General features: G+C 72.0%; 11 protein-coding genes. 5 read left to right on the top strand and 6 right to left on the bottom strand.

All coding sequences use genetic code 11. The annotated features are described in order from the left end of the window. Positions 1-220 precede the first annotated feature (220 nt). Positions 221-619, bottom strand: a complete 399-nt coding sequence (locus tag VF330_RS17935; RefSeq protein WP_330852758.1) for a GNAT family N-acetyltransferase — start codon at positions 617-619, stop codon at positions 221-223. A gap of 179 nt (positions 620-798) precedes the next feature. On the opposite strand from VF330_RS17935, the gene VF330_RS17930 reads away from it, so the two are divergent. Beyond that, positions 799-1,809, top strand: a complete 1,011-nt coding sequence (locus tag VF330_RS17930; protein ID WP_330852757.1) for a YbaB/EbfC family nucleoid-associated protein — start codon at positions 799-801, stop codon at positions 1,807-1,809. A gap of 71 nt (positions 1,810-1,880) precedes the next feature. Next, positions 1,881-3,200, top strand: a complete 1,320-nt coding sequence (locus VF330_RS17925; protein ID WP_330852756.1) for a M28 family peptidase — start codon at positions 1,881-1,883, stop codon at positions 3,198-3,200. Here VF330_RS17925 and VF330_RS17920 read toward each other — a convergent pair whose 3' ends face one another. Further along, on the bottom strand, positions 3,201-5,162 hold the full coding sequence (locus VF330_RS17920; protein ID WP_330852755.1) for a bifunctional diguanylate cyclase/phosphodiesterase: 1,962 nt from the start codon (positions 5,160-5,162) through the stop codon (positions 3,201-3,203). Between the two features lie 197 nt (positions 5,163-5,359). Between VF330_RS17920 and VF330_RS17915 the strand changes: the two genes are divergently transcribed. Next, the gene (locus tag VF330_RS17915; RefSeq protein ID WP_330852754.1) at positions 5,360-6,361 is read left to right on the top strand and encodes a sugar ABC transporter substrate-binding protein; all 1,002 of its coding nucleotides are present in this window, start codon (positions 5,360-5,362) and stop codon (positions 6,359-6,361) included. An 89-nt stretch (positions 6,362-6,450) separates the two neighbouring features. Further along, positions 6,451-7,872, top strand: a complete 1,422-nt coding sequence (locus VF330_RS17910; protein ID WP_330852753.1) for an amidohydrolase family protein — start codon at positions 6,451-6,453, stop codon at positions 7,870-7,872. On the opposite strand, the gene VF330_RS17905 is transcribed toward VF330_RS17910, so the two are convergent. From VF330_RS17905 to VF330_RS17895, 3 genes are read right to left on the bottom strand one after another with little or no spacing between them, the layout of a single operon-like run. Then, positions 7,869-8,846: an alpha/beta hydrolase gene (locus VF330_RS17905; RefSeq protein ID WP_330852752.1), complete on the bottom strand. Its 978-nt coding sequence runs from the start codon at positions 8,844-8,846 to the stop codon at positions 7,869-7,871. The two genes, VF330_RS17910 and VF330_RS17905, sit on opposite strands and share 4 nt — an antisense overlap. Positions 8,847-8,886: 40 nt before the next feature. Then, positions 8,887-11,418, bottom strand: coding sequence for a LuxR C-terminal-related transcriptional regulator (locus VF330_RS17900; RefSeq protein ID WP_330852751.1), 2,532 nt, complete (start codon positions 11,416-11,418; stop codon positions 8,887-8,889). A 14-nt stretch (positions 11,419-11,432) separates the two neighbouring features. Beyond that, positions 11,433-12,317: a DUF5829 family protein gene (locus tag VF330_RS17895; protein WP_330852750.1), complete on the bottom strand. Its 885-nt coding sequence runs from the start codon at positions 12,315-12,317 to the stop codon at positions 11,433-11,435. A gap of 59 nt (positions 12,318-12,376) precedes the next feature. On the opposite strand from VF330_RS17895, the gene VF330_RS17890 reads away from it, so the two are divergent. Then, positions 12,377-13,435, top strand: coding sequence for a class I SAM-dependent methyltransferase (locus VF330_RS17890; RefSeq protein ID WP_330852749.1), 1,059 nt, complete (start codon positions 12,377-12,379; stop codon positions 13,433-13,435). Between the two features lie 104 nt (positions 13,436-13,539). Here VF330_RS17890 and VF330_RS17885 read toward each other — a convergent pair. After that, on the bottom strand, positions 13,540-15,136 hold a 1,597-nt coding region (locus tag VF330_RS17885), incomplete at its 5' end, for a glycosyl hydrolase family 8 (RefSeq protein ID WP_330852748.1).

Genomic DNA, 15,136 nt, shown 5'->3' with positions numbered 1-15,136 from the left:
TGACGATGCGGGCGGCGACTCGCCAGGGTCCGTGCAGTGCGGTGATCAGCTCGAGGTGCTGGGCAGGGGTCAGATCGGCGTAGACATGCGCGGGGCGCATACTGGTGGAGGCCTCGTCGGGTCGATTCTGTGTGGTAACCGAATCCAACCCGACGGGGCTCTTTACGTTCGCGGCAAGGTCAACTTCCGCGAGTTACAGACACAACTTCTGGCAAGGTGCTTAGACCTTCAGCACGCCGCGGTGGCGCACACCCATGCCGGTCAGCGCGACCAGACCGAGCCGTTCGTAGAACGGCCGCAGCTCGTCGTCGCACGTCAGGTCGACCGAGTAGAGGTGCGCGCCCTCGGCGAGGACGCGGCGCACCAGCTCGGAGCCGATGCCCCGCCCCTGGAACTCCGGCCGCACCTCCAGCCACGGCACGAACCCCGTCAGCACGCCGTCGCTGATCAGGTTCACGAACCCGGCGACCGCGCCGTCCGAGCGCGCGACCACCACGCGGTAGCTGCCGCGCAGCACGGCGAGGTGTTGCGCGGGGGACGGCGGCGTGGGCCAGCCGACGAAGAAGCCCGCGAGGTCGTCCTCGGTGAGGCCGCTGACATCGGTGTCGTAGGTGATCATCGCGACATCCAACCCCACCCGAGGGCGTTGTGCCGCATGGTTTTCCCACTCTGATCCACTGTGGACAGTTGCGTGATCTGGACATTTGCGGCATATTAACGGCCAGGTGAGCCGGGAAGTCTGGTCGGCCCGCACGTCACACGCGGTGGCGGCGGAGAGCTGACTAGGGGTGCGCGTTGATGACACTGATTCCCCGGTCCATCCCCCTGATCAACGATCCCCAGGTCGTGCACGCGCTGGCCGCGCGGTGGCGCCGCACCCGGACGTTGCTGCTGCTCTCCGCCGGCGTGCTGCCGGTCGCGATCGGAATCGTCTGCGTCGTGCTCGCCGGGATGACGTCCGCGGGCCAGCGGATCATGCCGTGGTGGTCGGCGATCCCGGCCGTCGCGGCGGCCGCGTGCGCGTGGGCGTTGCTGTCCTGGTTGCGCCGCAACGGGTTGAGCGACCCGCACTCGTGGCTGCCCGCGACCACCCTGATGACCGGCGCGCAGCTCGTGCTCGGCGTGCTGCCCGGTTCGGGCATCGCGCTGCGGCTCAGCCCCGGCGCGGCCATCGCGGTGAAGGCGTTGTGCGCGGCCGGGGTGCTCGGCGCGGGTTCGGCGAGCGCGCTCGCCAGGATGGCCCACCGGTCGCTGCTCGCGACGCCCGTGCTGGAGCTCGGGTCGACGGCGTTCCCGCTCGTGGTGGCGGGCGACGGGTCCCGCGTCGTGATCGGCATCGACCGGATCGACTGGACCACGCGAGGCGGTTCCCGGGTCGACGCCGGGGTGTCATTCGTGCGCATCCGGCGCGTGACGGCGCAGGCGAACGCGATCGTGCTGCACACCGCGTCCGGTTCGTGGACCGTCCCGGTCGCCGACCCCGCGTCCGTCCTGGCGTTGCTGCGCCGCCGGATCGAGTGGTGGGAGGAGCGCCGCGACGTCGCCGCCGAACGCGAGGAGCGCCGCTACCGCGACCTCGTCGGGCTGCTCGCGGCGGTGAGCGGCGAGGCGAAGCGCGGCGGTGTCCGCGTCTCGGTCGACTCGAACGGCGTCACGACCGGCATCACGCTGGACCCCGCCGTGCGCGACCTCGACCCGGACGTCCTCGCGGCGCACCTGATGGCGTGCGTGCACAAGGCCCGTTCGGACGCACGCCGCCAGGTCGAGGACCTCGTGCTCGACCACGCGGCGGCGAAAGCCAGCCACTAGTCGCTTGTCGCGCCTCCGCGCGGCTGCCTACGTTCGGAAACGCCTGCACATCTTCCGACGGGGGAACCGACATGCGCAGACGTGACTTCCTCGCCGCCGCCGCGGGACTCGCCGCCGTGGTGGCCAACCCGGTGAGCGCGCTCGCGGCGACGGAGCAGCGGCCGGGCGCCGCACATCTGCCCGACCTCGACCTCGGCGACTTCCCCGTGGTGGCACGGGTCAGGGCTCGCAACGCACTGGAGCACCTCAAGGTCCTGAGCGACCGGATCGGGCCGCGCATCGGCGGCACCGAGTCGGAACACCGCGCCCGCGACTACCTCGTGCGGGAGCTGAAGTCGTTGCGCTACCAGGTGACGACGCAGCCGTTCACCGTGCCGGACAAGTACCTCGCCGAGATCGACGGCCGCTGGCAGGCCGGCGCCTCGCGGTTCGGCACCCTGGGTGTCACGGTCACGGCGCCGTTCGTCGAGGTCGTCGACGGCGAGCTGCCGGACCTCACCGGCAAGATCGCGTTCTACGTCAACGCCCCCGCCGGGTCCGCGCCGACGTTCGCGGCGGTCGAACGCGGCGCGGTGGCCGTCGTCCTCGGCCGGATCTCCGCGACCGCGAGCAAGTCCGGCGCCTACTCCCCCACCCTCGACCGCGACGTCGCCGTCCCGGTCATCGGCCTCGCGCAGGTGCACACCGAACAGCTGCGCGCCAGGGGCTCCGGCGAGCTGACGATCACCACGACGCACCACCCGAACCTCACGTCCTACAACGTGATCGCGGACCGCCCGGCGACGTTCCCCCGGCGGGACAACGGGGTCGTGATGGTGACCGCGCACTACGACAGCGTGCCCGGCTCGCCGGGCGCCAACGACGACGGCAGCGGAACCGTGCTGTGCCTGGAGCTCGCGCGCGTGCTGCGCCACCTGCCCACCCACCAGGCGCTGCGGTTCGCGCTGTGGGGCTCGGAGGAGCAGGGTCTGCTCGGGTCACGGCATTACGTGTCGCAGCTCGCGCTGGAGGAGATCGCGCGGATCAAGGGCGTGTTCCAGAATGACATGGTCGCCACCAGCCACGACCCGGCCACGGCGTACTGGCTGCTTTCCGTCGACGGCGCGGACAACGCGACCACTGCCGGAGTCCGCGCCGCGGCGCAACGGCTCGGGTATGACCCGCGGGTGCACGGACCGGTGACGCGCGGGTCGAGCGACCACGTGCCGTTCCACGAGAAGGGCGTCGCGGCGGCGAACTTCAGCTGGCGCGGCGAGGGCGGGCCCGCCCAGCTGGAGCCGATCTACCACACGCCGGAGGACACGATCCGCGACAACATCAGCCCGGAGCGGTTGCAGGTGTCGCTGGAGCTGATCGGCGCGGCCGCCTACCGGCTGGCCGTCCGGAAGTAGTCACGGCGCGGGCGCGGCCAGCTCGTTCAGCGTCCGGTCGCGCAGCCACGCCGCGAAGTCGTCGGCCGGCAGCGGTCTGCTCAGGCAGTAGCCCTGCACGATGTCGCAGCCCAGGGCGGCGAGGACGTTCCACGTCTCCTCGTCCTCGACGCCCTCGGCCACGACCTCCAGCTCCAGGTTGTGCGCGAGGCCGAGCAACGAGCGGGTGATCGCGCCGCTGGACGCGTCCGTGCGCATGTTGGTCGTGAACGAGCGGTCGATCTTCATCTCGTGCACGGGCATCGTGCGCAGGTAGGCGATGGACGAGTAGCCGGTGCCGAAGTCGTCGATCGACAGCCGGACCCCCAGCTCCCGCAGACGGGTCAGCACGTCGCTCGCCCGGATGGGGTCGGCGATGATCGCGCTCTCGGTGATCTCCAGCGTCAGCACGCCGGGCGGGCGGCCGTGCAGCTTCAGCGCGTCGGCGACCTGGTCGGGGAAGGTCGGGTCGTGCAGGCACTGGGCGCCGACGTTGACCGAGACCGGCACGTCCCAGCCCGCGTCGTGCCAGGTGTGGCACTGCGCGAGGGCGTGGTCGAGCACGTACCGCGTGAGCGGCTCGATCAGGCCGGTCTCCTCGGCGGCCGGGATGAACCGGTCGGGGCCGAGCAGGCCCAGGCGCGGGTGCTCCCAGCGGCACAGGACCTCGGCGCCGTTGACCTCGCCGGTGCTCGCGTCGGCCTTGGGCTGGTAGTGCAGCACCAGCTCCTGCTGGTCGAGGGCGCGGCGCAGGTCGCTGATCACCGTGAGCTGGGCGGCGCTGTGGTCGTCGCCCGGCGCGAAGACGGACGTGCCGATGCGGGCGCGCTTGGCCGCGTACATGGCGATGTCGGCGTGCTTGAGCAGGTCGTGGACGTCCGCCGAGTCGGCCGGGTACATGGCGACGCCGATGCTGCACCCGACGTCGACCGACAGGCCGTCCAGGTCCACGGACTCCCGCAGGGCCAGGTGCACGCGGTCGGCGACGACGAGGGCGTTCGCCGGTGAGAGCACCGACGGCAGCAGGACCGCGAACTCGTCGCCGCCCAGCCGCGCCACCGTGTCGACGTCGCGGACGGCCGTGGTCAGCCGGTTGGCGACGTGCTGGAGCAGCCGGTCGCCGAACGCGTGGCCGAGGGTGTCGTTGATCGGCTTGAAGCGGTTGAGGTCGATCAGGAACAGGCCGAGCGGGTCGCCGGTGCGGTCGGAGCGCTCGATGGCCTGCTGGGCGTGGTGGACGAGCAGCGTGCGGTTGGCGAGCCCGGTCAGCGCGTCGTGCATCGCCTCGTGCTCGCTCCTGGCGGCCTGGCGCAGGATCTTGCGGCGGTGGCCGATCAGCACCACGCCGCACAGCGCGACCAGGCCGAGGTCGACGGCGAACGCGATGAGGGCGGCGAGCCGGAGCCTGCCGTTCTGCGCCTCCGCGGCACGCAGGTAGTCGGTGGTCTCCAGGCGCTTGATCTGCACGACCGTGGATAGCTGCTTGCGCAACGACACCAGCGTCAGCTCGGCCTGGTCGGCCTTCTGGAACGCGCCGGTGGTGTCGCCGCGGTCGCCGGCCGCGACGGTCTCGCGCAGCAGCGACGAGTAGTCGCCGTAGAGGTCGCCGACGATCGTGGCGGCGCGCACGTCGGCGGGCCCGCCGCGGTCCCGGAGCCAGCGCAGGCTGTCGCCCGCGGCACCGGCGGCGTTCGAGACGGGTCTGCGCATGACGGGGGTGCCGGAGCGGAGGTAGTCGACGAGCGCGTGGTCAGCCACGTCGACGTTCTGGACCACGAGACCCCAGCGGTCGCTGATCTCGTTGAGCTCGTGCAGGTGCGTCGTGGCGCGCTGCATGCTCAGACTCGTCCACAGCGCGAGCCCCGCCAGCGCGGCCAGACCGATCGTCAGGCTGATGACGGTCGTGTGCGCGGTGGTGCGGGCCTCGACCCAGTTGGAGAGCATCTATCGGTGCCTCACGTGGACATCGCTTTCCGGCGAAGTAGCTATTGGTACGCAGCCAAAGGATTGCACGCAAGCCGACACGGCGGTTCGGCGTGTGCACTAGCCTTGACGGCTTTCCGGCGGTCAACTGATTGGGCTTTCCCGTGGTTCGCGCTGTCCGTGTCGTCCTGCCTGCGGTTTTGCTCGCGGTGACGGGGGTGAGCGGATGCGGCGGCGAGCAGACGTCCGATGACCCGCCCACAATCGGGTTCCTGGCGCAGAACAACAGCCGCGACTTCTCCCGCGAGATGAGCGACGGCTTCCGCGCGGGCGCCGAGATCGCGGGCAGCGTCAAGGTCGAGCTGACCGGTCCGGACACGCACGACGGACTCAAGCAGGTCGAGCTGCTCCAGGACCTCGCGACGCGCGCCAAGGGCGGCATCGGGGTGTCGGCGGTGGCGCCGGAGATCGTGGCCGAGCCGATGGCGCGGGTGGTCGAGCAGGGCATCCCGGTCATGGCGGTCGCGGGCGGTCAGGTCGCGCCGGGCACCGGGGTCAAGTTCATGATCGAGAACGACGGCTTCGACCTGGGCAGGACGCTCGCGGACGCGACGGCCGACCGGTTGTCCCCGGACGCCACCGGCACGATCGTGATCGGCAGCAACTCCCCCGCGATGCCGGCGCTGGACCAGCGGGTGCTGGGGATGCGGTCGCGGTTGCTCGAACGGATGCCGAAGGCGCAGGTGCTCGGCCCGCTCGACACCGGCCGCGACGCCACGACGAACCTCGCGACGTGGCAGCGGATCGCCGACGCGAACCCCGGCGCGCTCGCGTTGCTGGGCGCGGGGGACGTCGACGCGGTCAACCTCGCCGCCGTGCACGCGGCGAAGAACGGGAAGTGGCTGGCGGCGTCGTTCAGCATCGACCCGTTGGCGTTGCAGGGCGTCAAGGAGGGGCACCTGTTCGCGACGATCTCCGCCGAGCACTTCCTCAAGGGCGCGGTGGCCGGGTGGATGCTCGCCCAGCACGCCAAGAGCGGCCGCAAGCTGCCGGAGGGCTGGTTCGTCGCACCGGGGCTGGTGGTGCAGGCGTCCAACGTCGACGAGATCACGCGGCGCCAGACCAGCGAGTCCGCCCGGCTGGCGGCGCTGAGGCCGCAGATCGACGCCCTCACGGCGGATCCGCTGAAGTACCTGCGTCCACTCGACCAGGCGCGCTGAGCCGAGCGGCGCAGCCGGTCCTGCGCCTCGGTGACAGGGCGGGACACGTGAGCGAGCATGCAGGTTCTCCCCGCTCCTGGAGGACTCGCATGATCAACCGAAGGACACTGGCGAAATCCGTCGGTGCCGCCCTCGCGGTCTCGGCCACCACCACCGTTCCCGCCTCCGCCGACACGTCCCGCCGCCGCTACCTGATCCGGGGCGGCGCCGTCGTCACCGTGGACGAGAAGCTCGGCGTGCTGCCGCGTGCGGACGTCCTGGTCGACGACGGCGAGATCGCCGGCATCGGTCCCGGCCTGACCGCGCGCGGCGCCCAGGTCGTCGACGCGACCGGCATGATCGTCATGCCCGGCTTCGTCAACACCCACTTCCACATGTGGAGCGCGCTGGGCCGCAACTTCGTGGCGGACGGGTTCCCGTACTTCGCGGCGAAGCGCGCCACGTCCACGTTGTACGACCCGCAGGACGTCTACCGCAGCGTGCTGCTCGGGCTCGCCGACCTGGCGAACGCGGGCGTGACGACCGTCCACAACTGGTCCAACAACACCCGCTCCCTCGCGCACGCGGAAGCCGAATTGCGCGCGCACCGCGACGGGTTGCTGCGCGCACGGTTCTCTTACGGGCACGTGGACCAGATGCCGCGTGACGTGCCGATGGACTTCACCGGCATCGACAGCGTGCGGCAGCGGTACTTCTCCCGCGGCAGCGCGTTCGACGGACTGGTGCACCTCGGTGTCTGCGTGCGCGGGTTGTCCCAGAGCGACGAGCCGGCGTTCTTCGCCGACATGGACGCGGCCGTGCGGCGCGACCTGCCGATCGCGATCCACGCGGGCCAGTCGCCGCCGCGGATCGTGGACGCGGCGGACTACGAGCGGCGCGGCTGGCTGGGTCCGAAGACGTTGCTGACGCACTACGTCACGGCGCTGGACAGCGACATGGAGGTCATGGCCCGCACCGGCACGCCGTTGAGCTGGTCGCCGCACTCGGAGTTCCGGCTCGGCGCCGCGGGCGACCCGCGCGACGCGCTGCTGCGCTTCCGCCGGGCCGGTGTGGCGGTGTCGCTGTCGTCGGACGCCACGTCGATCGCGCCGTCGGACATGTTCGAGGCGATGCGCGTCGCCTGGACCACCGGAGTCCCCTGGCAGGGCACGCCCACCGCGGGTCTGCCGGAGATCGGGTTCCGCGACGTCCTGACGATGGCGACGCTGAACGGCGCCCGCGCGCTCGGTCTCGGCGACGTCACCGGGTCGCTCACGGTCGGCAAACGGGCGGACGTCGTCCTGGTGCGCGCCAACGATGTCAACCTCGCGCCGGGCGGGTTGTTCGAAACCACGCTGGTGCAGGCGGCGACCCCTGCCAACGTTGACACCGTGTTCTCCGACGGCCGGATCGTGAAGCGGGGCGGGCGGCTGGTCGGGTACGACGTCGAGCGGATCGTGCGGGACGTGAGGGCTTCGTCGCTGCGCATCCGCACGGCCGCCGGGGGAATCCTGACGCCGCCCGCGGTCTAGCGGCTCGCGTCGAGCACCGCGCGGGTGAACGCGTCCGGCGCCTCCTGCGGGACGTTGTGCCCGATGCCGTCGAGGACGCGGTGCTCGTAGCGACCGCCGAACTGCTTGCGGTAGGCCGCGCCGTCCTTGTTCGGCCCGTCGAAGTCGCTGCCGATCGTGATCGCCGGGACGCTGATGACGGGCTTGCGGGCGAGCCGGCTCTCGAGCCCGTCGTAGCGGTGCTCGCCTTCCGCGAGCTGCAGGCGCCACCGGTAGTTGTGGATGACGATCGCGACGTGGTCGGGGTTCTTCCACGCGGTGGCACTCCGGGCGTAGGTCGCCTCGTCGAAGTTCCACTGCGGCGAGGCGAGCTTCCAGATGAGCTTGTTGAACTCGTAGGAGTTCTGCGTGTAGCCCTGCACACCGCGGTCCGTCGCGAAGTAGTACTGGTACCACCAGCCCAGTTCCGCTTGGGGCGTCAGCGGTTCCTGGTTCTGCTGGAGGTTCACGACCAGGTAGCCGCTCACCGACACGAGCGCCTTCACGCGTTCCGGCCACAGCGCGGCGGTGATGCAGGCCGTCCGCGCGCCCCAGTCGAAGCCCGCGACCGTCGCCTGGCGGACGTTCAGGGCGTCCATGAACGCGATGACGTCCGCGGCGAGTGCCGACTGCTGGCCGTTGCGCCGGGTGTGCGCGTGCAGGAACCGCGTGGTGCCGTAGCCGCGCAGGTACGGGACGAGGACGCGGTGGCCTTGGGCGGCGAGCGCGGGTGCGACGTCGGCGTAGCTGTGGATGTCGTACGGCCAGCCGTGCAGCAGGATCGTCACCGGTCCGGTCTTCGGGCCCAGCTCGGCGTAGCCGATGTCCAGCAGCCCGGCCCTGACCTGCTTGGTCGCGCCCCACGCGGGGACCGACGCGTGCGCGGTGGGCGTGAGGAGGGGTGCCGCCACGCCGGCCACCGCCAGTGCCTGGGAGAACTGCCGCCTGCTGATCATGGCCTCGACGCTAGGGAGCGCGGGCCGGTGCTCGCGAGCGTCAGGTGACGGTGTTGCCGTACGTCATGAGGGCCGCGTCGAGTTCCGCGCGGGCGGTGACGCCGAGTTTGGGGAAGATCCGGTGCAGATGCGTGCTCACGGTGCGATGCGACAGGTGCAGCCGTTCACCGATCTCCTTGTTGGTCAGCCCGTCGGCCGCCATACGCGCGATGGTCAGTTCGTGCTTGGTCAGTTCGCCGTTGCCGTTGCGCGACTCGCCGGACGCCCGCAGCTCTTCCGCGGCCCGCTCCGCCCAGTCCTTCGCGCCGAACGCCTCGAACGCCTCCTTGGCGGCCTTGAGGTGCGGCCTCGCCTTCGCGGCCTGGCGTCGCCTGCGCAGCCACCCGCCGAACTGCAGCTGCGTCCGCGCGCGGTCCCACGGCGAGCTCTTCGCGTCGAGCGCCGCTTCGTACAGCGCTTCGTCGTCGTTGAGCAGCGCCCGTGCGTAGCGCAGCCCCGCCGCGAGCGCCGGTGAGCCGGTGGCGGTGTCGAGCTCGTCAACGATCTTCGCGGCGACGTCGGCGTGGCCGCTGCGGGTGGCGGCTTCGACGAGCTCCGGCAGCACGTACCGGCGCAACGCGAGCTGGTAGGCGGGATCGGCGGGGTCGTGGACGCGCAGCACGGCGGCGAACGCGTCGGCGTGCCTGCCCTGCCCGAGCGCGCTGAGCGCCCTGGCGAGCTGCACCGTCGCGAGGACCGGGCGGGCGCCCGCCGCGAGTCCGATGCGTTCGGCTTCGGCGGCTTTGCGCGCGGCTTCGTCGTGGTCGCCTTTGAGCGCGGCGATCTCGGCTTGGACGGCGGCGGCGAGGCCGTGCATGTAGGGCTGGGAGGTTTCCTCGGCGAGGGCGGCGGCCTCGTGCGCGGCCGGTTCGGCGGCGGCCAGGTCGCCCAGGCGGGTTCGGGACCAGGCCTCCACCGCTCGGGCGCGGGCGAGGAGCGCGAACCGGCCTTGGGCGCGGAAGCCGAGCTGGGCGGCGGCGGAGAGGCGGACGGAGTCCTCGAAGGCGCCGACCTGGAGGGCGGCGCTGCCGAGGAGGCGGAGCGTGGCCGGGTCGCTGGGGTCGGCGGCGGAGCGAGCAGCAGCCGCCGAGATGCCGCGCAGCCCCGCCACCACCGCGTCGCCCTGCTCCACCGGGCACACGTACGCCAGCATCGCGAGCATCCGCGGGTCGCCGGGGTCGATCGGCAGCCGCCGCGCCACCGCCGCGATCCGGTCCCGGACGGCCGCGCCCGGCTCCACCCAGAAGCACCGCATCGCGACGCTCCAGAAGATCCGCATCCCCAGCTCGACGTCGCCGTCGGCGACCACGGCCTCGGCCAGCCCGGCCAGGTCGCCCGGCCCGGCCGTGCCCTCCCCCACGCCGTCGTCGAACGCGCTGGGCAGCCACGTCACCAGCGCCCGTTCGCGCGGGGTCAGGTCGAGGCCGCGCGCGGCCAGCAGGATTCGTTCGACGTCGTCGCGCCGGCCCGCTTCCGCTGCCACCTCGGCCGCGCGCAGCAGCCGACGCGCGCGCTGGCCGCCGTCGCCCAGCGCAGCCGCCCGTTCCAACGCGCGCACGGCCGGCACCGCACCGCCACGGCGCACCGCGCGGTCGCACGTCTCCTCCAGCAGGCGTGCCGCCGTTTCGTCGGCACCGTCAGCGGCCCCGGCGAGGTGCCACGCGCGGCGGTCCGGTTCGTCGGCCACGGCAGCGAGCCGCCGGTGGGCGTCGCGGAGTTCGGCGGCGCTCGCCGACCGGACGACCGCGGACCTGGCCGTCGGGTGCAGGAACGCGCCGTCCCGGTCGACCAGCCTGGCCTCCACGGCCTGCGACGCCGCGCACGCGGCACCGCCGAGCGCCGCCTCCAGCAACGCCGCCCGCACCCCGCCGGGCAGGGTCGCGACGCGCGCGGCGAACGTCTCCTCCAGCGAGTTGCCGCCGAACGGCAGCTCCACCAGCGCCAGCGGGTTGCCGGCGGCCTCGGCCAGCACGCGCGACCGGCGGTCGGAGGACAACGCCGGCGCGACCTCCGCGAGCAACGCGGAGGCGTCGGCCGGTCCCAGCGGCTCCACGCCGAGCGTCGGCACGCCGTCGAAGACGCGCGTCCGGGCTGCGACGACGAGCACGCCGCCGGTCAGCCGTCGCGCCACGAAGCCGAGGACGTCCGCGCTCGCCGGGTCGAGCCAGTGCGCGTCGTCCACCAGCACGACGGGTCTCGCCGCGCTCAGCACGTCCAGCGCGGCGAGACCCACGAGGTGCACGGGCGGGACGGCGCCGGCGGAGAGTCCGAGGACGACCTCCAGGGCGGACCGCCGCACGCCGGCCAGTGCCCGCAGGTCCAGGAACGGGTGCAGGACCTGGTGCAGACCGGAGTACGGGAGGTCCCGCTCGGACTCGACGCCGACGACCCGGTGCCCGTCCAGCGACGAGAGCAGCGCCGACTTGCCCACTCCCGGCTCGCCGACGAGCAGCAGCGCGCCGCCCGACTCCGCCAGCGCGGTCAGGCGGCGCAGCTCCCGTTCGCGTCCCACGAGCCCAGTGCGGTGATCCATCAGGACCAAGGGTGTCAGAACGTCCAGACGGCCCGCTTGCCCGGACCGACGACCAGCGTCGACGTGCCCAGCTGCTCGACGTGCCGCGCGACGCCGCGGTTGAGCTCGAACTCGATCCGCTTGAGGCCGGTCTGCCCCATCGGGACGACGTCGAACCGCATCGTCGTGCCGCCGCGCGTCACCACGGCGCCGTGGTCGTCCGTGCGGGTGGTGAGGCCGCCCGCGCGGAGCAACGGCAGCGTGGCCTTCAGGTCCGAGGCGGTGACGGCGAGGGTGATCGCGGTGATGTCGCGCGCCAGCTTGTCCCGGTAGGTGTCCGGCAGGTAGCGCTCGCGGCTGACGTCACCGGGGAAGCGCGCCGGTCCGACCTTGCTGCGCGGGTCGTCGAGGTACTCGTCGCGGTACTCCATCGCCCAGGCGCCGAACCGGTCGTAGGTCTCGATGAGGAAGATCGAGTCGAACCACGGCACCGGCTTGCCGTCGCCGAAGTCGCGGGTCTGCAGGAAGTCGATCGGCGACTGGCCCGCGGAGCGCAGCCGTGCGCCGACCTTCTCGATGTCGCCGTCGCGTTCGGTCGACAGGCCCAGGCCCGCGGCGCCGAGCTCGCCGTCCTGGCCGCCGACGTCGCCGACGCCGAAGACCTCCAGGTACGTCTCGCGGCCGCGCAGGTAGCGGCCTGTCCAGACCTGGCCGTCCGCGCCTGTTGTCGTCCGGACCTCGAGGTCCCCGAACTCCCGCAGGTAGGCCGAGCGCTCGACCGCGTCGGCGGTGGCGCGGTCGAAGGTTCCCCACGCGTGGTTGTAGAACAGCACCTGCCGGTCTCCCGCCTGCGCCGGCCCTGCCGCGACCAGCACCAGCAACGCCGCCAAGATCGTGTGTGAAACTCGTCGGATCCCCATGCCGGGGATGGTAAGTCGCAGGCGCTCAAGCCGGACTCAAGTCGTTCGAGGGGGATCTTGTGCTCGACACCGCCCGATGGACGGTTCTCGCACCACTTCTGCAGGCCGCCACCGCCGGACCGGACCTGCTCGACACCACGATCCGCGGGCTGACACCGGACGCCGTCGCCGCGGAGGTGCTGAAGGAGATAGGCGAGCACGAGGTCCGGCTCGACCTGACCTTCGACGGCGTGACGACGAGCCACCTGCGGCCCGAGTCCGACCTCGTGGTCGCGCTCGACCTCGCCGACGCAGTGCGGAGCCTCTACGCGGGACGGCCGTGGTCGAGCCTCGCCGTGAGCACGCCGAACCCCGAGGTCGACGACAACGGCATCGGCGGGTGGTTCGCCGCGCGCAAGGGCGTCCCGCAGGCCGTACAGGGCCTGCTGTCGGCGTTGCGACCGGCCCGCGAGGACCTCGGCGAGCTCGCCGTCGAGCTCGGCACCGACAAGTGGGGCGACCTGCACTGGTACACGCAGCACTACGAACGCCACTTCGCCCGGCTGCGCACCGAGCCCGTGCGGGTGCTGGAGATCGGCATCGGCGGCTACGACGACCCGGACCGCGGCGGCGGCTCGCTGCGCATGTGGGAGCGCTACTTCCGGCGCGGCCTGGTCCACGGCCTGGACATCGCGCACAAGAACGTCGCAGGCCCGCGGATCATGACCGTGCGGGGCGACCAGTCCGACGCCGAGTTCCTCGACCGGCTGGGCCGCGAGCTCGGTCCGTTCGACGTGGTCATCGACGACGGCAGCCACCTCAACGACCACGTGCGGACGTCGTTCCACGCCCTGTTCCCGCACGTCCGCTCGGGCGGCCTCTACGTCGTGGAGGACCTGCAGACCGCGTACTGGCCGAGCTGGGGCGGCCACCCCGGCGGAACGGACGGCACGTCGATCGGGATGCTCAAGTCCTTCGTGGACGGTCTGAACCACAGCGAGGTGGGCGATCCCCGCGGCGCCGGTTCGGACCTGCAGCGCACGATCAGCGGGATCTCGTTCCACCACAACATCGCGTTCGTGGAGAAGGGGACCAACGCCGAGGAGGGCGGCCCGGTCTTCCTGCGCACGCTCTACTGACTTGGCGGGTCCCTTGCGACCGCCTCGGTCGCCGACCGCCCGGCCCGGCGGTGACCGTCAGCCTCGTCCGGCGGTGGTTCCGGACGAGGCTGTGGTCACAGCCGCTAGGGAACCCAGTGGTTGCCCGTCACCGTGATCATCACCTGCAGCTGGATGCTCGCCGAGAAGTAGCTGCTCGAGTCGATCGGCGTCTGCAGCATCTTGCCCCACAACGCGTCCAGCCACGCCTGGCTGCCCGGGTCGGTCGCCGCCGCCACCGCGAACGGCGCGAAGAACGCGGCGGCGCTGCCACCGGCGATCTGCGTGCCGTTGAGCTGGTAGCCCTGGCCGATCGCGGAGGGGTTGCCGCCGGTCTTGGCCTTCACCCACGTGTTGAGCTTGCGGGCCGCGGCCAGCGACGAGGCGTCACCGCTGGTCACCGCGTCCGCGCCGATCCGCCACGGGTCGCGGCACGCGTTCCACGAGTACTTGCCGTCGTTCACGCTCTCCAGCACCTCGCCGGCCGGGGGACGTGGCGAGGAGTCGGTGTTCTCCACGAAGTCCGGCAGCAGGCCCGTCGACGGCGCGAAACCGTTCTGCAGCTGGGTGATCAGGTTCTGGTGCGCCGTGCGGATGGTGTCCCACGCGCCGTCGCCGGTCGCCTTCCGGAACGCCCGGAAGTGGTCCGCCATCCAGTCCGACGACCGGGACAGGTAGTAGTACCGATCGCCCGCACTGGTCCAGTCGCCCAGCTTGAGCAGGTTCGTGGAGGGGTTGACCTCGCTGGCCTTGATCGCGTTGATGTGCCGGATCGCGAGCCGCTTGTAGTCGTACGTGCCGGTGCTGCCCCACTGGCGGTCGGCCAGCAGCAGCCCGTAGGCCACGTCCAGGTCGCCGTCCGTGGCGCCGTCGCCGCCGTTGACGCTGCGGCAGTTCACGTCCTGCTCGGCCGCGAGCAGGTCCGGGTTGATCGACGACGGGTGGTCGAGCTTCCACTTCACCAGGCCGTCGAAGATCTTGCGCGCGTCCGGGTCTGCGCCCGCCATCGTCGCGGCGATCACCATGCCGTAGCCCTGCGCCTCGGCGACGTACGGGTGGTCCGCGTCGGGCGAGATCACCTGGTACCAGCCGTTGCCGCAGTTCTGCCGCACGAACGCCGACTTCCAGCGCTGGTAGTAGTCCACCACGGCTGCGTCCACAGTGGACGTGCTGCCGGACGGTCGCAGCACGCCGGAGACGTACGGCTGCTGCCTGCTGCCGAACGGGTAGTCGACGCCGGTCGGCGGCGGCGTGCCGTCACCGGCGCCGTAGACCTCCAGCTCCCACAGCGAGTAGCCCCACTCCGTGCCGCGGGCCGTGCCGTGCACCCGCACGTACCGGCCCGTGCCGGACACGGTCAGGTCGTCGACGCCGCCGTCGCCCGAGGTGGTCGAGTAGACGTCGGTCCACGACGCACCGTCGGCCGACGTCTGCACCTGGTAGGCCCTGGCGTACGCGGCCTCCCAGCTCAGCCGCACCCGGCTGACCCGGTACGCCGAGCCGAGGTCGACGCGGATCCACTCCGGATCGTGCGCCTCCGCCGAGGCCCACCTCGTCGACGCGGTGCCGTCGACCGCCTTGCCGGCCTCGAACCCGGCGCCCTCGACCGACGAGGCCGTGACCTGCTTGCCCTGGGAGACCAGTGGATCCGCCGCCGAAGCACTGGTCGTTCCCGCCGCGAGG

Source organism: Lentzea sp. (genome assembly GCF_036380075.1).
Taxonomy (GTDB): domain Bacteria; phylum Actinomycetota; class Actinomycetes; order Mycobacteriales; family Pseudonocardiaceae; genus Lentzea.
This window is presented reverse-complemented; position numbering and strand designations above follow the sequence as displayed.

What these genes read in the sequence shown, in the direction of transcription:
- VF330_RS17935 (WP_330852758.1), bottom strand. Translation starts at nt 619, where the DNA reads ATGATCACCTACGACACCGATGTCAGCGGCCTCACCGAGGACGACCTC.
- VF330_RS17930 (WP_330852757.1), top strand. Translation starts at nt 799, where the DNA reads ATGACACTGATTCCCCGGTCCATCCCCCTGATCAACGATCCCCAGGTC.
- VF330_RS17925 (WP_330852756.1), top strand. Translation starts at nt 1,881, where the DNA reads ATGCGCAGACGTGACTTCCTCGCCGCCGCCGCGGGACTCGCCGCCGTG.
- VF330_RS17920 (WP_330852755.1), bottom strand. Translation starts at nt 5,162, where the DNA reads ATGCTCTCCAACTGGGTCGAGGCCCGCACCACCGCGCACACGACCGTC.
- VF330_RS17910 (WP_330852753.1), top strand. Translation starts at nt 6,451, where the DNA reads ATGATCAACCGAAGGACACTGGCGAAATCCGTCGGTGCCGCCCTCGCG.
- VF330_RS17905 (WP_330852752.1), bottom strand. Translation starts at nt 8,846, where the DNA reads ATGATCAGCAGGCGGCAGTTCTCCCAGGCACTGGCGGTGGCCGGCGTG.
- VF330_RS17900 (WP_330852751.1), bottom strand. Translation starts at nt 11,418, where the DNA reads ATGGATCACCGCACTGGGCTCGTGGGACGCGAACGGGAGCTGCGCCGC.
- VF330_RS17895 (WP_330852750.1), bottom strand. Translation starts at nt 12,317, where the DNA reads ATGGGGATCCGACGAGTTTCACACACGATCTTGGCGGCGTTGCTGGTG.